Source organism: Streptomyces sp. NPDC005963, from assembly GCF_040638655.1.
GTDB lineage: Bacteria > Actinomycetota > Actinomycetes > Streptomycetales > Streptomycetaceae > Streptomyces.
On the sequence record NZ_JBEXVD010000001.1, the window covers coordinates 705,584 to 725,413 of the forward strand.

The following is a 19,830-nucleotide window of genomic DNA, read 5'->3' on the forward strand; positions in this document are numbered from 1 at the left end:
CGCCGGCCGCGGTCCGGACACACTCCGGACCGCGGCCCTTCCGTATGCCCCCGGGGAATGAAACCCGATATTCCGGGCCCTCCTCCGATCCTTTCGCTACCTCGCCGACCCGATTTCGACTGCCTCTTTCTGTGCTCTCTTCCTGCGTTCACTTTCTGCGCCGATTCTGCCGCCTACAACTTCCCCTTCCCGAACCGTATCGTCCCTATATTTTCGGCATGCGACAACGGAGTTTGACGATACTGCTGACCGGTACCGCATCGGATTCCCACACCTGGAATCTGGTCTACCTTCGGCTCTTCCTGGAGGAGCGCGGCCACCGGGTGAGGTGCCTGGGGCCGTGTGTGCCCGACGAACTGCTCCTGACGGCGTGCACGGAGTCGGCGCCCGAGTTGGTCGTCATCAGCAGCGTCAACGGTCACGGCTACCGTGATGCGCTCTCCGCCGTCCGGTCCCTGCGCTCCGCAGGGCTGGGCGTGCCGGTCGTCGTGGGGGGCAAGCTCGGTGTCGCGGGCCGGACCGATCCGGCCCAGCGGGCGCTGCTCCTGGAGGCGGGCTGCGACGCGGTCTTCGACGACGGAGACGTGGAAGCGCTACGGGCGTTCGCGGCGGACCTCGCCTCCGCCGCCCGGCTGCCCCTGCCCGTGGTTCCCCGGGCCGTGGCATGAGACCCGGCAGCACGGTCCTCACCGCCCCGCAGGACCGCAGGAACGGCGGCCGGGACCCCGGGGCCGCGGAGTCGTTCGGCGGGTTCGTCGCCCGGGCCGCCCGGGCCGGCCGGCTCGTGGTCCAGCCGCGGATGGGATTTTCCGACCCCTCCCGGATGCGCACGGGCCTGGCCGCCACCCGGTCCGCCGCGGCGGTCACCGTCGGCACGCTCACCATCGACAGCTACACCCGGGTCGGCGATCACGCCGGGGCCCGGGCCGCCGTCACCGAGGGCGCCCGGCTCAACGGATATCCGATCACCGTCCACTCCGCCGAGCGGACCCGGGCCGTGCTCGACGGCATCGCGGGCCCGGCGTTCCCGGTGCAGGTGCGGCACGGTTCGTCCCGGCCCGGGGCCATCGTCCGGGCGCTCGCCGCGGCCGGTCTGCACGCGACCGAGGGCGGCCCCGTCTCGTACTGCCTGCCCTACGGGCGCACCCCGCTCGCCGATTCGGTGGAGAACTGGGCGCGGGCCTGTGAACTCCTCACGGAGCTGGTGCCCGCCCCGGACCTGCCGCACCTGGAGAGCTTCGGCGGCTGCATGCTCGGCCAACTCTGCCCGCCCGGGCTGCTGGTGGCGCTCAGTCTGCTGGAGGCCCTCTTCTTCACCCGTCACGGCATCCGCAGTGTCTCCCTCAGTTTCGCCCAGCAGACCGACCCCGGCCAGGACGCCGACGCCGTCCGGGCGCTGCACCGGCTGGCCGCGGAGTTCCTGCCGCCGGACACCGACCGGCATGTGGTCCTCTACACCTATATGGGGGTGTATCCGCGGACCGAACGCGGCGCGACCCTGCTGCTGGAGGCCTCCGCACGGCTCGCGGTACGGGCCGGCGCCCAGCGGCTGATCGTGAAGACGGCCGCGGAGGCGCACCGGATTCCGACGGTACGGGAGAACCTGCGGGCGCTGGAGATCGCCGCAGCGACCGCGGACCTCGCCGCGCGCTCCCGGCCCCGTGCCCCGGCCGTCCCGGACCCCGCCGTGGACGAGGGGGGCGACAGCGCCGTCTACCGCGAGGCACGGGCCTTCGTGGAGGCCGTCCTCGACCTCGGCGACGACCTCGGGCGGGCGCTGCGGACCGCCTTCGCCCGGGGCGTGCTGGACGTCCCGTACTGCCTGCACCCCGACAACGCGGGCCGCAGCCGCAGCTTTGTGGACTCCGCCGGGCGACTGCGGTGGGCAGAGACCGGCGGCATGCCGGTACCGCCCGGCACGGTGCCGGACGGTGCCCGTACCCCGCTGACCTCCGATGGGCTGCTGGCCGCGCTGTACGGCGTCGCGACCCGTTATGACACCCCGGCACCGGGCGGCCGGATCCTCTCCGCCGCCCCCTCGTCTTCCTGAACCCCGTCACCCGATCGTCTGGAGTCGACCGTCATGAAATCCGCCCGCGCAGCCGCCCCCGTCCTTCCGCCGCTCGGTGACCATTTGGCGTCGCCGCGGCTGCGGTCCGCGATGCTCGTCCAGCAGGAGGCGCTGTACGCGGCGCGGGAGTTCCTGCGCGGCGAGGGCTTCACCGAACTGCTGCCCCCGCTGATCGGCCCGGTCACCGACCCCGGCGGCCGGGGCGCCAAGGCCCTCGACGTCGACTACTACGGGCAGAAGTACAAGCTGATGACCAGCGCAATCCTCTACAAGCAGGCATCGCTACAGGGCTTCCCGCGGCTCTTCTACATCGCCCCGAACATCCGGGTGGAGCCGCCGGAGACCGCCCGAACGGGCCGCCATCTGGTGGAGTTCCACCAGATCGACGTGGAGATCGCGGGCGCGAGCCGCGAGGACGCGCAGTCGGTCGCCGCCGGGCTGCTGACCCGGGTGGTGGAGCACGTCTGGACCGCCGTGCCCGACGTGCTGCGGGAACTCGGCCGCGACGAGGCCGACTTCGCCGAGCTGCGGGCCGGGAAGTTCGACCGCTGCACCCACGAGGAGGCGGTGTCCCGACTGGCGGCCCTCGGTCATGCGCAGAGCCCGGACGCGGAGATCGACTGGGAGGCAGAGCGGATCCTGTCGCTGGACGCCGGGCACCCGTTCTTCATCGACGACTATCCGAAGGGCTCCCGCGGCTTCTACGACCGGGAGGACCCCGAACGCCCCGGTGTGCTGCGGAACTTCGACCTCATCGCGCACGGCGGCTACGGCGAACTGGTCAGCGGCAGCGAGCGCGAGGCCGACTACGCGACGATCGTCACCCGGATGCGGGAGAGCGGCGAGAACCCGGCGAAGTACGCCTGGTACCTGGACGTGGCGCGCCGCGGCCTCTCCCCCAGCGCGGGCTTCGGCATGGGACTCCAGCGCCTGGTCCGCTTCCTGACCGGGCTGGACGCCCTGTGGCAGGTCAGCGCCTATCCGAAGCTGCCGGGGGTGATCACGCCGTGAGTACGGGCACGGTGACGGCGGCCGGCTTTCCCGAGGAGGCGGTACGGGCCCGGGCCCGGCACGGCGCCGCGGAGGTCTTCCCGCCGTCCGGGGAGTACGGGACGGGCCTGTTCGGCGCGGGGGCCGCGGGCGGACCGGATGCTCCGGCCCAGGGATCCGACGGGATCCGGCCGGCGGTCGCGCCCTGGGGCGGCGGGCCGCCGGATGCGCTGGACGCCCTGCGTCCCGCGCCGCCGGTGTTCATGCCGCGGCGGCTGGAGAAGCTCATCGCACTGGGTCGGGAGCCCGGCCACGACGACGTCGAACTGCACTCCGGGATCGGCGGTTTCGACGCCGCGCTACCGGTGTACCTCTCGGCGTTCGGGTCGACCCGGGCCGGCAGCGGTGATCTCGCGGTGGCGGCGGCCCGCCAGGCGGGGCGGCTCGGGATCCCCATGGTCGTCGGGGAGAACACCGTACCCGTCCACGGCTACCGCTCGGTGCTTCTCGCCCGGATCGAAGCCTATGCGGAGGCGGTGGGCGACGGCCCCGGCGGCGTGGTGGTGCAGCAGTCCACCGAGGACGCCGACTCGGAGGTGTGGAACCTCCTCTACAGCGATCCGGCGGTACGGGAGCTGAGGGACTCGGGCCGGCTCGGCTTCGAGCTGAAGACCGGTCAGGGCGCCAAACCCGGTCTCGGCGGAATGACGGTGGCCGGTGCCGCGGAAGCCGAACGGCTCACCGCTGCGGGGCTGTTCACCCTCGGTGCGGAGCTGGGCCCGGACGGTTCCCGGCTGCGCTGTGCCACCCCGGGAACGTTCACCGAGGAGATCCTCCGCCAGCAGATCCGCTTTATGCGGAACAACTTCCCGCTCGCCGGGGTGTGGGTGAAGTTCCACCCGGGCCGGGACCTCGGCACAGCGGCGGCGACGGCCTGGGCCGCCGGGGCGGACGCGGTGACCGTGGACGGCGCCGAGGGCGGTACGGGCTGGGCGCCCCGGGTCTTCCTGGACGGTGTGGGGCTGCCGCTGGCCGACTGCCTCGGCCTGGTCGACCGGCCCGAGGGCGCGAGCCTGCTGGCCTCCGGCCGGATGTGGGAGGGCGGCCGGGCGGTCCGAGCCCTGGCGCTCGGCGCCACGGCCGTCGGTCTGGGCCGGGCTGCGCTGCTGGCCGTGGACGAGGACCGGGAGCACGGCCTGGAACGGCTGGTGGAGGCCCTCGCCCTGGAGTTGAGGCTGCTCCTCCACGCCCTGGGCCAGTACAGGCCCGGGGACCTGACCCGGGCGGACCTGTGGCCGCCGCCGGCGGCGGGCCGGCCCGTGCCAGCCGGGGCGGCGGGCGGTGGGCGGCCGTGATCCCGTCGGGGCACGATCCGGACGCCGGGTCCGGGGGCACGGAACCGTCGCGGACTCCGTCGCCCGTGGACGGCTCCGCCCGGGGCGGCGGACCGGCCGGGCCAGGATCCGCGGGGAACATCACGGTACGGCGGCCTCCGCCCGGCCGTACCCGCGGGCCCGCGCGGAGGGACGGTTCGGCTTCCGGCAGCCGCGGGACGCGGCCCCGATCGGCCGGGCAGCTCCGGACCGTGCGGGCCCGGTTCCTGCCCGATACTTCGCTGCCCGTGCTGACCGTGGTGCCGAAGACCCCGGCCGCCACGGCCCGGGCCGCCGGACGGGCCGCCGCGCGGCGGCTCGCCCGTACCGGACGGGCCCATGTCGGCGGCCTTCTGGAGCTGCGGGTGCTCGGCGCGCCCGCCGGGGCCGCCGAGCGGGCCGCCGTCCGGGCCGTCACCGCCGCCTTTCCCCCATCACCCACGAACCGGAGGACCGCCCCATGACCGTGACCGAGACGGACCCGCCCGCGGAGTCCGCCGCAGTGCCCTGGGGCCGGGTCGGCGCGCTCGTCGGCGGCCAGGCCGCGGTGCAGCTCGGCAGCTTCGCCCTACTGATCGCGATGAACTGGACGGCCGTACAGCTCGGCGGCGCCGGGGCGGTCACCCTGCTGATGCTGGCCGCGACCGTGCCGCGGGCCCTGATGCTCATCTTCGGCGGGGCGCTGGCCGATGTGCTGGGGCCCCGGTTCGTGCTGCTGCGGACGACCTCCGCGCGGGCGGCGCTGCTCGCGTTCGGCGCGGTGGTCACCGCCACCACCCAGCAGTTGTGGCCGCTGGTGGGGATCGCCCTGCTGGAAGGCGTCCTGCTGGGGATGGCGGGACCGGCATCCGGGACGCTGCTGCCCCGGTTCGCCCGCGGCGATCAGCTGGCCCGCGCCAATTCGGCGTATGCGACGGTGCTCCGGGTCGCCCCGGTACTCGGCGCGCCAGCCGGGGCCTGGCTGATCACCGTCGGCGAACTGTGGGTGGCCATGCTGACGGCCGCCGCGACCGGAGTGGTCTGGCTGGGCTGTCTGCTGTTCATCACCCGGGGCTTCACCCGGCCCGCCCGGCAAGCGGGCGGCCGGTCGCTGCTACGGCGCTCCGGCGACGGCTTCCAGCTGTTGGCCCAGTACCCCCGGCTGCGCTGGATGTTCGTCGCATCCCTCTGCCTGGACATGGCGTTCAGCTGGCCGGTCGAGGTGGCCCTGCCGCTGCTCGTCCATGAACGGGGGTGGGGCGTCGGGGCGGTGGCCATGGTGCTCGCGGCGTTCAGCCTCGGCGCGCTGGCCTCCAGCGCGCTGGGCGCCGCCTTCGCGCACCGCATTCCGGTGTTCTTCCGGCTGGTGGTGACCGGTGCGGGCCTCGCGGCCGGCATCACGCTGATGGCGCTGATGGGCTCGCCGGGGTCGCTGACTGCGGTGGCCGGGGGTGTCGGCCTGCTGTCGGGTCTCAACGGCCCGGCCATTGTGACGCTGTATCAGCAGTCAACGCCGGAGGGCCGGATGGGGGCGGCGATGTCGACCCTCGCCCTCGCCGGAATCGGTGCCGCGCCGCTGTCGATCGCCCTGTTCAGCTCATTGTCGCTGGTGCTCGGGGTGGAGCAGACCTGGCTGCTGTGCGGGGCGGTCGCGGCCGTCTCACCGGTCGCGGCGGTTCTCGCGCTGCGGGCACGCCCGCCGGCCGGGGACCCCGGCGGACCCCCGGCGGGCGGGGACGGCACCGGGTCTCCGGGACCGTTGCCTTCGGTAAAGGACTCCTCGGAGGCGCTCGCCGTACCACTCGTACCACCCGTACCGGGCTCCGACCACGATGGCCGCGACGTCGTTCCTGCGGAGGCCGGATCCGGCCGCCCGGCTCCCACTGCCCCGGCCCCGGCCGGGTATCCGGCGGACGCCGGCCGCGAGCCGCCGCCCGGAGGAGCACCGCACCCCTCCGGCGAACCCCTCCCCCTCCCCACCTGATCCGCGCCCGCGCCCCGCGGCGCGGGCGAATCCCCATGCGAACTGGAGGCACCCCATGGCAGCGCCGGCCATCGGACAACTGCTGGTCCCCCGCCGGCTCTCCGGCTCCGGACCGGGTACCCCGGCAGCCCCGGCCCCGACCCCGGCCCCGGCGGAGCCGGGGTTGTGGCTCGTGGACACCACCGACTACCGGGCGTACGCAGCCGGGCAGGCGCCCGGCACCCTCGACGCCCTGGAGCTGTCCCGCGCCGCGGAGTTCGTGCGCGCGGCCGACCGCGACGGTTATGTGTGCGCCCATGTGGCCCTGCGTCGGCTGCTGGGCGCGTATCTGGGAATGCCGGCCCGTGACGTGGTCGTGGAGCGCGCTCCGTGCGCGCACTGCGACGAACCGCACGGCAGGCCGGTCGTGCCCGGCGGGGCCCTGCACTTCTCCCTGTCGCACTGCGACGGGCTGAGCCTGCTCGCCTTCGCGGTGACGCCCGTCGGTGTGGACGTCGAGCCCGTGCCCGACGCCGCGGCGGTCGCCGAATCGGCCGATGTGCTGCACCCCCGGGAGGCCGCCGAACTCGCCGCCCTGCCCGCGGACGAACGCCCCCTGGCGTTCACCCGGGTGTGGACCCGCAAGGAGGCCTATCTCAAGGGAACGGGCGTGGGACTGGCCGCCGATCCGTCCATGGACTACGTGAGCGCAGGTCCGGTGCCCGTCTCGCCGCCGGGCTGGACCCTCGGCGACGTCCTCGCGCCCGAGGGCCACCACGCTGCCCTGGCCCTGGCCGATCCACCCGACGACCGCTGACGGGTCGGGCGGGGCGGCGTCCGGGACTTCGGTCCGTACCGCGACCGATGCCCCGGGCGGCGTACGCCCCGAGCGGGTACCACTCGCCCCTCGTACACCACGGTGCGGCGGACGCCGTACCACGAACCCGCGGTACGGCGTAGGTCGTACCGCGGATACGAGCGCACGCACCGCCGGGCAACGGCTCATCGCCGTACCACCGCATACGCGAACGGCCGGTGTGTCCCGGGGACCGCTCCCCTGACACACCGGCCGTACCCCTGTCCGCGGCGGTCAGCCTCCCGCCTTGCCGGACGGCCCCTCGGGGGAGGGTCCGTCCGGGGACTGCGCGATCCACTCGCCGAGTTGTTCGAGCGTGGTCGCCGGGTTCGCGACCAGCGTGGTGAGGGTGTCCTCCTGGAGGACCGCCGTGGCCACGGCCGGGCAGCGGTGGCAGGCGGACACCCCGGTCTGCTGCCACCACTGGCACCGGCCGCGGAGATGACACCGTGGGACCGACCGGGTCTCACCGGCCTCCGGGAGCACCCCGACCCGCTCCACGAGCGTGCAGTCGTTGCCCCGCCGGTGGACGCACGCAGACACGCAGTGCGAGGCGAACCTCAGCACCCGGGTCGGTTCGATGCCCTCCGGTACGGCTCCGAGCACCTCGGCGGCCGGCATCGGCCGCTCCAGGTAGACGACCGCGCCGTCCTGGCCCGAACGGACCCCGAGCACCTGCGATTCGGGCCGGTCCGGGCGTCCGCTCGGACACCAGGTGACCGAGGACTCCCCAGGGCCCGCCGCCGGGCCGGACTGCTCGGCTGCGGTCCGCACCGCTCCCACGGTGTCCATGGTCAGGCCCCGGTCGCTACGGGAACGTATTGGCCGGCCGGGCAGCAACTGATCTCGCCGGCCTGGGCGCTCTCCCGCTCGACCGCCTTCGCCAGGTGGGCGTGGAACTGCTCGGCGGAGGCGATCCGTTCGGTGGCGGGGGCGGCGGTCGCCGGGGCGGTGGCTCCTATGGCCATCCCCGCGGCGAGCACCACCGCCGCACCGCCTGCTGCCAACCGGTTCTTCTTCATGGGCACTCCCAGCGCGTAGGGCGCAGCCACGGCCTCTCCGGAGCTGTCCGCCCGGCACGACCGTAGGGCCGCCGGGAGTGTTCGAGCGGCAGTCCCGGCGGCAGTTGAGCCGGGCCATGCCCGGGGTGACCCGGGGGCGCATGGACCCCGCCGACCTGGAGCTCCCTTTCGCACCGCTCGACGTAGACGCGGGTGCCCAGCGCGGCATAGGCGTCCCGGGCGTTCTTCCGTACGGTGTCGGCCTCGTGAGCACACTGACCACAACCGCACCGGGTGACGTCGAGGTTCCGGCGATCGGCGTGATGCTGGCGCGTCAGCCGCCGCGGCCGAGAACCTCGGTGTCAGGTCGACGCGGCTGGCGCAAAGAAGAAGAGAAGCCCGAGGAAGAGAGAGGCACGTACCTCCACCCCGAAGCATGGGGTAAGCCACCAGAAGCGGGTGCGGACTACGCACGGAGTACAGCACTCCGCGAGGAATCTCAGCCCCCGAACCCGTAAGGTGCCTTGCGCCATGGGCTTGTCGGACGGTCGTGCGAGCCCTGGAGTTCGTCGGTGAGGAACCCAGGTGCGGTACGCACGGCGCATCCGCAACGTCTGCGCTCACCCCAGCACAGGGCTCGTCTCCTCCGGCCAACTGATCAAGGCGATCCGCGTGATCCGCCACGGACTGGACTCGTTCCGCCCCTGACCCACCGGGGCCCTGCACGCGGCGCCCATCCCATTGCGGGCATGGAGGCGGAATCGGTCCGCGCGGGCGGGAATCGGACCACCCGCAGCGCCTGTGGGTGGATTGCTCGGCTCGGGGACTCCCGCCGTACGCGGGGCGACGGGACATGCCAGCCGGTGAACGATGTCGGAGAGCCGTTTACGGGAGGAGAGCATGCACGGTCTCGGCTTGGAGCGGCGGGGCCTGGAACCGAAGCAGCAGCCACCGCGCCAGTCCCCGACCCTCCTCAGCGCTCGGATTCTGCCTTGGTGCGTTGGATCCAGAGGGCGATCGGTCCCGGTGGTGTGTCATCCAGGACCCATGTCGCTCGTGACCGGATGGGCTCCTGCTTGGCTCTGGCACGCTTCATCTCGTCCCTGAACCGTCTCCCGTGGACTGCCCACGCACGGTCGCCGAGGGTGTGGGCCACGACCGTGAGCTCTGCCGAGGACAGCACGCTGAAGAGGGCCACGAGATCGACGACGGACCGCGCGGTGACCATACGGTCGATCACGTGCTCGACCACGTCCGTGGCGTGCTCACCGCCGGCGGCGGTCAGGCGCGTCATCAGCTCGCCGGTCTCGCCGACCGGGCACACCGCGTAGCGGCTACGGATGAGGGCGTCACGGTGCTCGGCCAGCCCGGCGGTTTCCAGGGCCAGCAGAAGGTTCGCCTGCGCCCGCACCCCTGCGCCGTTGGCGTACCGGTGGAGCATGTCACGGTGCCCACGGGTGAATCCCGCGGCGTCCAGCGCGGCGAGGAAGTGGGCGACGTGCCCCACCAGGTCACCGTCCACGACAGCCCGGAACAGCGAGTCGGCCTGCCGCGCCATGCCTCCCGATTCCAGTCCCGCCACGAGGTCGGCTGCCTCGACCGGAGTGAGTCTCCGGCCCATTTCCCGCGCGAGGGTGTCCCAGCCCGGCTGCATCTGGTCCAGGGCGTCCAGCATCTGCGCGGTCTGCTCGGTGTTCAGTCCTGGCAAGCCATACGCCAGTAGTACCGAGGCCAGCTGGGGACGCCCGGTGACATGCAGCCCGCCGGTCAGCACGGCGAGTTCGGGGATCGGTCTCGCCAACGCCGCCCAGTGCAGAACGGTCCAAGCATGGTGGAAGGGTAAGGCCTGCACGAGGCCGATCAGGTAGTCGGCGGTGCGGTCCTGCGCGACCGAGAGGATTGTCGCGGCGGAGTCGACGAGGCCGGTGTTCTCTAACAGGTCGATCAGCCCGGCGACATCCCCCGCGGTCCGGACCGCCGCCGCTTCCCGGCATAGGGCGTCGCACTCCCTGCTCATCCTCGCAAGGCGCAGCGCTAGGGCCAGGTCCGCCAGATCCGGTACTGGCCGGCGCTTCGCAGCCGCGCGCAGTGCGGCTTCCGCGCGACCTGCGCCGGACGGTACCGCGTCGATGACGGCCAGCACGTCCTCGACAGGGCGGACGACGGCCGCCGCCCCGAGCAAACTGTTCGCGTACTCTCCCATTCCGGCCTGGCCTAGGCTGTTCGTGAACTCGGCCAGCTGGACCGGTTGGTGGTTCGCGGCTGACGCCTGGAGGAGGACCACGAGGTACTCCTCCATGTCTTCTCTGAGGAGCTCCTGGGCCAGCGCGCTCAGGTCACCGGCCGGGCGTGCCACGGCAATGGCCGCGAGTGCGGTGCGGGCGTGGCTGTCCCAGCCCTCCCGCCGCAGCGCGGCCAGCAGCCCCGCGACCTCTTCGACGCTGCGGGACTGTCCGGCTGAGCGCACCAGGTCCATCGCTGTCGCGGCTCTGGTTCGCTGCTCCAGATCGCCGACCGCCCGCACCAGCTCTGGTACCGGGCGGCGGTCGGCCTCCAGCATTGCGGTGAGCCACGCCATTTCGCCCCCGTCCGGGGCGGTGGCGAGCTCGTCGAGTTGGTGCTCCAGCCGGTGGCACCGGTCCTCGGCGGCGGCCAGTTCGGCCTGCGCGACCGCAAGCGCCTCCCGCAAGTGGACCACTGCTTCCTGGAGAGCAGCGCGCTCCTCCTCCAGACGCGCGTGCTCGCCCCTCCAGGTCTCGACCTCACCCCGACGGGCCAGCGCCTCGCCTTCCAGGCGTAGCTCCAGCCTGTGGCAGCGGGCCTGGACCTCCTTCAGGCGGCGCTCGCGTTTCAGCAGGGCTTCCTCCAGGGCGCGTTGCCGTGTGGTGATCCGGCGGGTTTCCTCGTCAGCCTCGGCGAGCCGGGCCTCCAGCACCTGTGCCTCGCGTCCGCCACGCTCTCGCTCGCTCGCCCTCCGGTGCAGTTCCCGCAACGCAGCCTCCGCGCCGGGCGTGAGCGGGCCGCGCTTTTCCTCGACGTCTGTAATGAGGTCTGCGACGAACTCCCACGGGGGGATGCGCGTGCCACTGAGGTAGCGGCTGAGGGCGCTGGCGGTGAGGAATCGGCGGGTGGCGTAGCGGCGGACCCCGAGCCCGAGTTGGGAGAAGACCTGTCGCAGGTCTTCGACGAAGGCGCGTATGTCCGGGTCGAGGTCGTCCCGGAGGGGGGAGAGGGTCCCAGGGGCGCGTCCCGACGTGGGGGTCACTGTCCCGTTCCTAGCGAGGGTGTTTCCGTCATGCATTCGGCCAGTATTGCCGTCACGGTAGCGCCTGCTGGCGAGTTCGGTGTTGACGGATACGGTGGCAACAGCAGAGCCAGACTGCGGGGCTTGATAGCCGCAGGTCGCACTCTTGGCGGCAGGCACAGCGACGGTATGCGGCCGGGTGCGAGAGTCCGGACCGCGGGCTCTCCCACCCGGCTCGTGTGGACCCGAATGGCTACGGTGCTGTGGGGGTGGCTTACTAGCCTTCGCCCCCCTGCGTCGAGTTCTCTTCCTGCTCCGTGCCGAGGGAAGGTCGCGGGCAGTGGGGGGCATACCGGAGAGCAGACGGGCGGCGGCAGGTCCGGGATGAGGGCGGTGTTTTCGCACTGCATCGGCGTTCGGCCCTCTGATCGCGCGCTCAAGCTGGACGACGTGCACATTGGGATGGCCCGCACCGCGTTTGACGCGAGGAGCCCAGGCTCATGGTTTCCTGGCCGACTAATGGATCTCTCACACAGACCACTACCCATTCCGCAGCCACCACAGAAGGACGCTGACGGCTCCGGAACCGACCGCCCCTGCGCCACCTAGAGCTGCATGGCGGGCGAGGCGGCGCCAGAAGACCGCCGAAGGGCGACGTAGCGTTTTGGTGTTGTCGTTCATGATGTTCCTCTTCTGAATGGCCCAGCTCTGTTACTCGGCACCGATCTTGGATGATCAGGACCAGGTAGCAGGCTCCGAAAACGGCTCGAAGCGTTGCCGTTCTGGAGAGCAACACCCCGGCGGTGTTGCTCTCCAGAACGGCAACAGTGCTCCCCAAAAGAGGACTTGACCTGGGGTGATACTCACGAGTACGACGCCACGTGCACACAGCCAATGAGGTGGTGGTAGCTGAGTCAGGAAAGCCGGTGGCTTCGGGCCCGCTGAAGGACAGCCTCGTCCTGGAGAAGCGAGCAGCCAGCTCTGAAGCTCTCCGGCGTCGACTCAGCCCAGATCGCGCTGCACCAGGCGTGTGAGGCTGACGATGACCGTTCAGAAGCAGCTACCTGGCGCACGGGGGACGTGGGCGCCCGTACGCGCCCCGAAGTACCGAAAGAACACTTGCACCTGGGATGCAAAGCCTCATGTTGAGCAGAGCCGTCGGGTGGAGGCCGCTGGACCCTCCGCCAGGTTCGAGAATCCGGGGTGGGACGGCGGGCGGAGGAACTTCTGAGCGGACTGCTCACACCATTGAGAAGGACAACGGCGACGCTCCGTGGCCTGCAATGCCGTGACCGTCCACGTTTCGATCGCCTACGGCCGGGGCTTGTCCCGCCTTGCCCGCCTTTTTGGCAGCGTGCGATGAGTTCTGTTGGCTCAAGCAGTCTGGAGAAGAGAACGAAAACTGTGGTTCGAGAAAAGGTGGCATTCATGGAAATTGCCCGCGTGTTGATGGTTGCTCCTGTGGGGAACGTTGAGACTGCGGTGGCCTGGTATGAAAAGTTGCTGGGACGTCCTGCGGACACCCGGCCGATGGCGTCGCTGGCGGACTGGCATCTCACTACAGGGGGCTGGCTCTCGGTCTTCGAGGACGCCGAGCGTTCTGGTTCGGCGCTCCTCAATCTGGAGGTTCCTGATCTGGACGAGGCACTTGCACAGCTCAAGGAACGCGGTTTGACTGCGGGGCCGGTGCAGGCCGGCGGTACCCGCACCCGGTTCGCTGCCCTGGAAGACCCGGACGGCAACCGGGTCACCCTCCTGGAGAACCCTGTGGTCTGACCCTCAGATGGCGCAGTGGCGACTCTCGCTTCGTCGACCAGGTGATTTCTCACTGAAAGGCCCGAGCGGTAGAGACGGATCTCCTGGTGGCAGAGCACGGTCTACGCGCAGCGGTTGCGCACTTGCTGAGAGATTCGCGTTCTGGCTCGTGAGAAAGACCTGTTCAGCGACGCGGGAATTCCCAGCAGGTCACGCAGCCGAGTAACCGGGGGGCATGACGGCGATGGGGATGCGTGTCTGGCTGGTGCAGTGTGGTGTTACGAGTACGCGCGAGGTCAAGGCGGCGGTTGGCACGGCCGTCTTCAACGAGGTCCGGACAGCGCGGCTGGGCACGGCTGATAACGCAGGGGTTCCGCGTCGCCGTCGCTCCAAACGGCATCCGACCGAGACGATACCGAGGGGACACATCTACCGGTACTGCATGGTTCGAGTCTCGCGGTCGCGGGCGGCTGCAACTCCGGCAGCGCTCGCGGCCTGCTGCCCGTTCCCGCACGGGTACTGGCGGCATCCGCAACACCCGATGAATCGCGCGGTTCAGCCAAGCATGCTCACCCAGCGACGGGCCGTCCAGTCATAGTGGCCGACCGAGCCGAGGCGGATCGTTGCGAACGCCACCCACTCGTCGCCACTTTCCCCGTCGCCGTCGTCGACCGGGTCGTCAAAGGGGCCCGGCGCCCAGGAAACAAGGATCCGGCCCTCCTCCACCTCGACCACCCAGCCGAGGAACTCCCTGCCGTCCCGGAGCGAGAAGCCGACTTTGTCGGACCTCTCCACACAACGGACGAAGTAGCCGTGCAACGCGAGGGGCTCAGACACCCGCCCAGCCTACTCATACGGGTATGAACGCAACCGACTTCCCTGACAACCTGCTGCAAACTCAAGCCGCCTGGAACACCCAGTCACAACGCGCTCGGGGCATTGTCAGCCACCGCTTTGGATGGTGTGGCTGTGAAAGCAGATCAGCCGGGAGCCGCTCGGCGAACTTCTCACCGGCCACATCGGTCCGGTGTTCGGCGTGACGTTCTCGCCCGACGGCTCGCTGCTGACCAAGGCCAGCGCGGATGAGACCGTGCGGTTGTGGGACCCTGCCAGCGGACACCCGATCGACGAACGCATCGCCGGCCATACTCCCCTAGTTTTCAGCACAACGTTCTCCCCCGACGACACGCTACTCGCCACGGCCGGGGCTGACACCACGGTGCGGCTTCACCTCCTCGCACCGCACGTCGAAATCTGAGGTGGTGGCCGGTCCGGTAGGTGGATCGGCCAGGCACACTGGGGCCATGACAGCGAACTCCCTCAGCAAGGGTGCGAACCTGCCCATCGGTTCCACCATGGTGCACGCCGTGCTCTCTTGGACGCATCAATCCGGCACACCGACTGCTGATGCCTCGACGCTCCTGCTCGGCAGCGATGGTCGGGTGCGCGGCGATGGGGACTTCGTCTTCTACAACCAGCCGAGGCACGACTCCGGCGCGGTACTCCACCTGGGAAAACAGCAAACGTCCGGCACCGTGACGGACACACTGGAGGTGAATCTCGGGCAGATGGAACCTGGTGTCGAGCGAATCGTGCTGGCCGCTTCGGCGGACGGCGGAACGTTCGGTCAGTTGTCAGGGCTGGTGCTGCGGCTACTCGACGCCGGGACGCAGACCGAACTGGCTCGGTTCGAGATGGAGGCGACGACCGAGACGGCGCTCATAGGTGGCGAACTGTACGTACGCGGTGGGCAGTGGAAGTTCCGCGCGGTGGGGCAGGGATACGCGTCCGGGCTTGCCGGACTCGCCACCGACTTCGGCATCACCGTCGACGAAGAACCCCCGCCTCCTGCCACCCCCGGTCCACGACTAGCGAAGGGGGTGGAGCAGTTGCCCGTCGAGATGCGCGAGCGCCTGTCGTTGCGCAAGGAGCAGGTGGCCGTCAGCCTCCGCAAGCACCGGGCTGCCGGGGTCATGGCACGCGTCATCCTGGTCCTCGACGCGTCCGGTTCCATGGCGAGCCTCTACACCAGGGGCACGGTGGCCGACGTGGTGGAGCGGATGGCGGCCGTGGCCGCGGAGTTGGACGACGACGGCGACATGCAGGCGTGGACATTCGCCACGAATCCGGCCCAGCTACCGGATCTGACGCTGGGCGAGCTGCCGGAGTGGCTAAGGCTCCATGTCCGTGTCGGGCAGTTGGGCTTCTTCCGGAGGAAGCCGAAGAGGGGACTTGAGCCCGGCCAGGTGGACATGCGTGATGTCGGCATCCAGAACGAAGAGCAGAAGGTGATCGCCGAGATCCGTACCTTCGTTCGGCACAACCCGGTGCCCGTTCCCACCCTGGTGCTGTTCTTCTCCGACGGTGGCATCCAGCGCAACGTCGAGATCGAGAAAGAGCTACGGGAAGCGGTCGACGAGCCGGTGTTCTGGCAGTTCGTCGGGCTGGGGCAGTCGAACTACGGAATCCTGTCCCGGTTCGACACCATGCAGGGCCGCCGCGTCGACAATGTGGGTTTCTTCACCGTCGACGACATGGAACACATGCCTGACACGGAGCTCTACGACCGTTTGCTCTCCGAGTTCCCCTCCTGGATCACCTCCGCCGAACAGGCCGGCATCCTGTAGCGACCCGCGCCGTTCACGTGAAGCGCTGGGCACCTTGGGGTTGCGGGACCATGCCCCACTGAGACGGATTTCTGTGGGGTTCCTCAGTCTGTCGGTCAGGTGTTCGTGGCCGAGTCGCGGCAAGGAGTTGCTGGAGGAGGCTGTGTGGGCCGCTGCTGCGTCTTGACTCCTGGCCCCGGAGGTCTGGTGGGCGGTCCGCTGAGTTCGGTCTCGGCTCCCTGGCTGGTGGCCATGATGCTCGAACGCCTGCAGATCCGGCCAGGTGACCGGGTGCTGGAGGTCGGTTCGGGTGGCTACAACGCGGCGTTGCTGTGCCATCTCGTCGGGCCGGACGGTGCGGTGATCAGCCGGGACATCGATCCCGACGTGATCGAGCGTGCCGAACGCTGCCTGGCAGTGGCCGGAAACGAGGATGTCCGGCTGGTGGAGCGGCCTCATCACCGAGCACGCAGAGCTCCTGGTCGCCGCCGGTACCGAGGACCGGTCATGCCGTGAGCGGCTGAAGGACGCCATCCGCGAAGCATTCTCCCGCAGCCAGCAAGCCCGGTCCCCGCAAGACGAACTGGTGCTCGTTCTTCTCGCTGCTCCGGATCATCCTGAGAGCGCTTGCCGGGTTGCGCCGTCGCCCATCCCGTACTCGGCGATCTCACATCGGCTCGGCGTGCCGTGGAGAACCTGATCGGCCCGCTCGCGCATACGGAAGCGCTGGCGTCCGTGGCCCCCTACCTCGCCAGGGTCCCCGTCGACATGATCAGCACTAACGCCGCACCTGGCGCTGACTCCTTCGGGCGCGTGGCCCATGTGCTGGTTCTCATGCAGACTCCCCGCAACGCGCCAGATCCTGATCAATCCGGACGCTTCCTGAGCGAGCGCTCGCCGGCGACGGCTGGTAGGTCGCCCTCCCGACCCTGGCCCATATCGCGTCCAGGCGGCGGACAGCGTCGCTCCTTTCCCGCCACCGGACCGGCTCCCACCATCGTTGTGGCCCGGTCGTGAGGCGCCCGTGAACATGCCCGGATCTCACGACACACTATGGTAAATAGTGCTCCTATTTATCATTTATTGATACTTTTCTGCCGACCTGTTTCTGTGTGGGGGTGAGAGCGGAGTAGTGGGTACATGTATGACCATCAGTTGGCGAACACGGGTGCGTTGACACTGGCGATCGGTGGTGTGGCCATCTCTGGCTGGCAGATCCTGCTGGCCGTAGCCGTCCCGATCCTGATGGGCGCGCTGCTCGTGCGGGCCGGGTTCCGGCCCCGGCGAAGCCCAGCGGAATGAGCACGCCCGTAACCGTCCGGCCGCACACCGGCACGCTGGTGCCGCCGTCGGCCCGGCATGTCTCGCGCTCGGCGCTGGCCGCTCTGGCGGCGGTGCCCCTCCTCGGCTTCACCACGTGGGCCTGCTGGCACCTGTACACGGTCCTCGCCCCGGCCGCGGGCCACGGCGGCGGGCTGGCGGTGGTGTTCGCCGTCTCCTTCCTCCTGCTGTGGTGGGTACCGCTGTCCTGGTGGGAGCGTCCTGCCCAGACGACGCCCGAACAGGACGCACTACTGGACCAACTCACGGTGGTGGTCCAAGTGCCCGTCTACAACGAGGACCCAGCCGCCCTGCGAGCCTGCCTGGACTCCGTGCTCAACCAGAGCCGACGACCACAGCGCGTCCGCGTCCTGGACGACGGCTCGACGGATCCGCTCGAAGACATCCGCGACGACTTCCTCACCCGAGCATGTCACGCCGGCGTCGACGCCCGCTGGCAGCGCACCACCAACCGCGGCAAGCGCTATGCCCAGATGACCTCGCTCGCCGACGACGACTCCGACATCGTGGTGACACTGGACAGCGACAGCATCCTGGACCAACAAGCGCTCCGGGAGGGGCTGAAACCCTTCGTCGCGGTCCTCAACACCCGCCGCAACTGGCTCACCCGCCTCACCTCGGTGCTCTACATCCCCTTCACCCGCGGATTCCGCTCCGCCCAGTCAGTCCTCGGCCGCGTGATGATCAACTCCGGCACGCTCGCCCTCTACCGCGGCGACGTCCTACGGCCCTACCACCACGCCTACCCGCAGGAAACGTTCCGCAGCCGCCCCATGCAGATGAACGACGACTCCCTCATGACGCTCTACGGGCTCCTCCACGGCCGCACCGTCCACCAACCCAGTTGTGTCGCCTACACCCTCGTCCCCGACACCCTCGGCCAGTACCGACGCCAGCAGATGCGTTGGATGCGCGGCACCTTCATTCGCACCTTCTGGTGGTTCCGCTACGCCCGCAGCGTCCTCTCACCCGTCTTCTGGATCCCCCTCATCGAACTCATCCAACTCTCACTCGCCATCTGCGCACCAATCCTGCTGCTCGCCGACCCGCGTCTACGCGACGCCGCAGGCTCTCTGCTGCTCTCCACGGTCCTCGTCGGCGTCGGCATCAATTGGCTCACATCGCTGCGCTACATCGCCCTGCGCCGTTCGGACGAGAGCGTCGCCTTCCAACTCGCCCTGGTCCTATGCTCTCCGCTGGCCGGCGCATGGCGCACCCTCGTCGTCCGCCCCATGCACCTGTTCGCCCTGGCGACCTTCTGGCGCGTCGACTCCTGGGGCACCCGAAAGAGGGGCGTGGAGGTCGCACTCTGAAACACGCTTCGCAACGACGACAGACAAACGGAACAGGCGATTCCCCCGCGTTGCGTTTGCTGGAGCTGACCGGCTTCGACAAGGGTCTCGCGACGTAGGCGGCCCGCGCCTTCAGCCAGAGGACGCAGACTCGGCAACAGGGCTGTACGGAACTGCGCCCAGCACCCGCCTCCCGCGATCGGCAGAGCGCTGGCACGGGTCAAAGAAGCTGGGCACCAACAGGGCCCGGACGGAGTGCTGGTGGACTCGTTCTGTGTGGTGGGGGCTGTATGGGTTGTTCGCGTGGGATGGATGGGCGGTTCGCGCCGATGGGTGTGGGCGGGTCGCAGGTAGGAGTGTGCCGCGAGATAGGGGCGGACCTCGTCGCCTGTCCAGGCAGGCGCGTGCCGCCGGAACTCGGTCTGAGTGCGGCCGAGCAGGTGGAACCATTCCTCCTCGGTCCAGCCCCAGAAGGTCCGGCCGGTCTCCGCGCACCGCGTCAGCAGCATCGCGACCACGTCGAGCATGGCCCGTCGGCGGTGCGGGGTGGGTGGGGAGTCCAGTGCGGCGTTGACCGCCTCCAGCGGAACCAGCAGTCGCGTGATCACGCGCCAGCCCGGCGCGGACGGGTCGTGGTACTGCAGTCGGCGGAAATTACGCACGCCCAGGTTGGCCACGGCCCTGGCCTCGGCAGGTCGCACTGCCACCGCGGCGTCGTCGCGGGGCGGGGAGATCGGCCATGACCAGCGTTCGGCCCCGTCCTCGGCGGCGATGGCCTGCAGTGGTGCGGTCACCGCGACACCTCCGCCGTCGTGCCGAGGCCGTCGGTCCGAAGTGAGCACAGCTCCTCTCGCCGCAGCGCGGCATCGTAGGCCAGGGCCAGCATCACCCGGTTGCGGACCGGCTCCTCCCGCGCGACCTGCAGGATTCCAAGCCACTGCTGTTCGCTGGGGATCCACGGCAGCTTCGTCAGCCGCGGCACCAGCCCGCGCTCCTGCCCGCCCCTCTGGCGCCCCGGGGTGTAACGGCCCCGGCCGACCGGGTTCGACTCCCGCAGGCCCTCCTCCATAAGGAAGCCGTAGAACAAGCGGACCGGCACCAGGCGCTGCTGGATGGTGGCGTTGGCCGGTCCTGCCTCCAAGTCGATCGACACCACTTTGCCCCCGACGGTGAGGCCGTGAAGTCAATTCCCTTACATAGACGACTATATGTGCACCGCTCGCGGTGACCGGGGCAACGTTCTCCCGCTCACACATCAGCAGGTACTCGGCCAGCCCGCGGGCGTAGGCGTCGATCGTCCTCGGCGCCCGACCGAGATCAGTCCAGATCTACAGCGACAGCGACAGCGCCGCCTGCTCC

Annotated in this window: 19 protein-coding genes; 14 read left to right on the plus strand and 5 right to left on the minus strand. The window is 70.2% G+C overall.

Features of this window, described 5'->3' with window-relative positions:
• The first annotated feature begins 233 nt into the window (after positions 1–233).
• The 7 genes from ABZ348_RS02860 to ABZ348_RS02890 all read left to right on the plus strand — a co-directional run bounded on the left by ABZ348_RS02860 (position 234) and on the right by ABZ348_RS02890 (position 7,193).
• Positions 234–668, plus strand: coding sequence for a cobalamin-dependent protein (locus tag ABZ348_RS02860; protein ID WP_358928801.1), 435 nt, complete (start codon positions 234–236; stop codon positions 666–668).
• Entirely contained in the window at positions 665–2,050 is a 1,386-nt protein-coding gene (locus tag ABZ348_RS02865) for a methylaspartate mutase (protein ID WP_358928628.1), read from the plus strand. Before ABZ348_RS02860 ends, ABZ348_RS02865 begins: the two co-directional genes overlap by 4 nt.
• Positions 2,051–2,083: 33 nt before the next feature.
• Complete coding sequence (locus tag ABZ348_RS02870) at positions 2,084–3,082, plus strand: asparagine synthetase A (RefSeq protein ID WP_358928630.1); 999 nt, start codon at positions 2,084–2,086, stop codon at positions 3,080–3,082.
• A complete protein-coding gene (locus tag ABZ348_RS02875) occupies positions 3,079–4,416 on the plus strand; it encodes a glutamate synthase-related protein (protein ID WP_358928632.1) in 1,338 nt (445 codons plus the stop codon). The genes ABZ348_RS02870 and ABZ348_RS02875 overlap by 4 nt, the downstream gene beginning before the upstream one ends.
• A 230-nt stretch (positions 4,417–4,646) precedes the next feature.
• Positions 4,647–4,898 carry a hypothetical protein gene (locus tag ABZ348_RS02880; RefSeq protein ID WP_358928634.1) on the plus strand — a complete coding sequence of 84 codons (252 nt, stop codon included), beginning with the start codon at positions 4,647–4,649 and terminating at the stop codon, positions 4,896–4,898.
• On the plus strand, positions 4,895–6,397 hold the full coding sequence (locus tag ABZ348_RS02885) for an MFS transporter (protein WP_358928636.1): 1,503 nt from the start codon (positions 4,895–4,897) through the stop codon (positions 6,395–6,397). The genes ABZ348_RS02880 and ABZ348_RS02885 overlap by 4 nt, the downstream gene beginning before the upstream one ends.
• A 55-nt stretch (positions 6,398–6,452) precedes the next feature.
• Positions 6,453–7,193, plus strand: coding sequence for a 4'-phosphopantetheinyl transferase superfamily protein (locus ABZ348_RS02890; RefSeq protein ID WP_358928638.1), 741 nt, complete (start codon positions 6,453–6,455; stop codon positions 7,191–7,193).
• A gap of 273 nt (positions 7,194–7,466) precedes the next feature.
• On the opposite strand, the gene ABZ348_RS02895 is transcribed toward ABZ348_RS02890, so the two are convergent.
• Entirely contained in the window at positions 7,467–8,024 is a 558-nt protein-coding gene (locus ABZ348_RS02895; RefSeq protein WP_358928640.1) for a hypothetical protein, read from the minus strand.
• Between the two features lie 2 nt (positions 8,025–8,026).
• Positions 8,027–8,284, minus strand: coding sequence for a hypothetical protein (locus ABZ348_RS02900; RefSeq protein ID WP_358928642.1), 258 nt, complete (start codon positions 8,282–8,284; stop codon positions 8,027–8,029).
• Between the two features lie 534 nt (positions 8,285–8,818).
• Here ABZ348_RS02900 and ABZ348_RS02905 point away from each other — a divergent pair.
• Entirely contained in the window at positions 8,819–8,941 is a 123-nt protein-coding gene (locus tag ABZ348_RS02905; protein WP_358928644.1) for a hypothetical protein, read from the plus strand.
• A gap of 265 nt (positions 8,942–9,206) precedes the next feature.
• Here ABZ348_RS02905 and ABZ348_RS02910 read toward each other — a convergent pair whose 3' ends face one another.
• Positions 9,207–11,498, minus strand: a complete 2,292-nt coding sequence (locus ABZ348_RS02910) for an ATP/GTP-binding protein (protein WP_358928646.1) — start codon at positions 11,496–11,498, stop codon at positions 9,207–9,209.
• A gap of 1,407 nt (positions 11,499–12,905) precedes the next feature.
• On the opposite strand from ABZ348_RS02910, the gene ABZ348_RS02915 reads away from it, so the two are divergent.
• Entirely contained in the window at positions 12,906–13,253 is a 348-nt protein-coding gene (locus ABZ348_RS02915; RefSeq protein ID WP_358928648.1) for a VOC family protein, read from the plus strand.
• Positions 13,254–13,787: 534 nt separating this feature from the next.
• On the opposite strand, the gene ABZ348_RS02920 is transcribed toward ABZ348_RS02915, so the two are convergent.
• A complete protein-coding gene (locus ABZ348_RS02920; RefSeq protein WP_358928650.1) occupies positions 13,788–14,069 on the minus strand; it encodes a hypothetical protein in 282 nt (93 codons plus the stop codon).
• A gap of 181 nt (positions 14,070–14,250) precedes the next feature.
• Here ABZ348_RS02920 and ABZ348_RS02925 point away from each other — a divergent pair, with 181 nt between their 5' ends.
• From ABZ348_RS02925 to ABZ348_RS02945, 5 genes are all read left to right on the plus strand, one after another.
• Complete coding sequence (locus ABZ348_RS02925) at positions 14,251–14,490, plus strand: hypothetical protein (RefSeq protein WP_358928803.1); 240 nt, start codon at positions 14,251–14,253, stop codon at positions 14,488–14,490.
• A gap of 46 nt (positions 14,491–14,536) precedes the next feature.
• Entirely contained in the window at positions 14,537–15,859 is a 1,323-nt protein-coding gene (locus ABZ348_RS02930; protein ID WP_358928652.1) for a VWA domain-containing protein, read from the plus strand.
• Between the two features lie 186 nt (positions 15,860–16,045).
• Complete coding sequence (locus ABZ348_RS02935; protein ID WP_358928654.1) at positions 16,046–16,354, plus strand: hypothetical protein; 309 nt, start codon at positions 16,046–16,048, stop codon at positions 16,352–16,354.
• A 624-nt stretch (positions 16,355–16,978) separates the two neighbouring features.
• The gene (locus ABZ348_RS02940) at positions 16,979–17,140 is read left to right on the plus strand and encodes a hypothetical protein (RefSeq protein ID WP_358928656.1); all 162 of its coding nucleotides are present in this window, start codon (positions 16,979–16,981) and stop codon (positions 17,138–17,140) included.
• Positions 17,137–18,492, plus strand: coding sequence for a glycosyltransferase (locus tag ABZ348_RS02945; RefSeq protein WP_358928658.1), 1,356 nt, complete (start codon positions 17,137–17,139; stop codon positions 18,490–18,492). Before ABZ348_RS02940 ends, ABZ348_RS02945 begins: the two co-directional genes overlap by 4 nt.
• Positions 18,493–19,261: 769 nt before the next feature.
• Here the strand turns inward: ABZ348_RS02945 and ABZ348_RS02950 are convergent.
• Positions 19,262–19,624, minus strand: a complete 363-nt coding sequence (locus ABZ348_RS02950) for a hypothetical protein (RefSeq protein WP_358928660.1) — start codon at positions 19,622–19,624, stop codon at positions 19,262–19,264.
• Between the last annotated feature and the right edge of the window lie 206 nt (positions 19,625–19,830).

Bases quoted from the DNA above. Each gene is read 5' to 3' on its own strand.
- ABZ348_RS02865 (WP_358928628.1), top strand. From the start codon at position 665: ATGAGACCCGGCAGCACGGTCCTCACCGCCCCGCAGGACCGCAGGAAC.
- ABZ348_RS02870 (WP_358928630.1), top strand. From the start codon at position 2,084: ATGAAATCCGCCCGCGCAGCCGCCCCCGTCCTTCCGCCGCTCGGTGAC.
- ABZ348_RS02885 (WP_358928636.1), top strand. From the start codon at position 4,895: ATGACCGTGACCGAGACGGACCCGCCCGCGGAGTCCGCCGCAGTGCCC.
- ABZ348_RS02890 (WP_358928638.1), top strand. From the start codon at position 6,453: ATGGCAGCGCCGGCCATCGGACAACTGCTGGTCCCCCGCCGGCTCTCC.
- ABZ348_RS02895 (WP_358928640.1), bottom strand. From the start codon at position 8,024: ATGGACACCGTGGGAGCGGTGCGGACCGCAGCCGAGCAGTCCGGCCCG.
- ABZ348_RS02915 (WP_358928648.1), top strand. From the start codon at position 12,906: ATGGAAATTGCCCGCGTGTTGATGGTTGCTCCTGTGGGGAACGTTGAG.
- ABZ348_RS02930 (WP_358928652.1), top strand. From the start codon at position 14,537: ATGACAGCGAACTCCCTCAGCAAGGGTGCGAACCTGCCCATCGGTTCC.
- ABZ348_RS02940 (WP_358928656.1), top strand. From the start codon at position 16,979: ATGTATGACCATCAGTTGGCGAACACGGGTGCGTTGACACTGGCGATC.
- ABZ348_RS02945 (WP_358928658.1), top strand. From the start codon at position 17,137: ATGAGCACGCCCGTAACCGTCCGGCCGCACACCGGCACGCTGGTGCCG.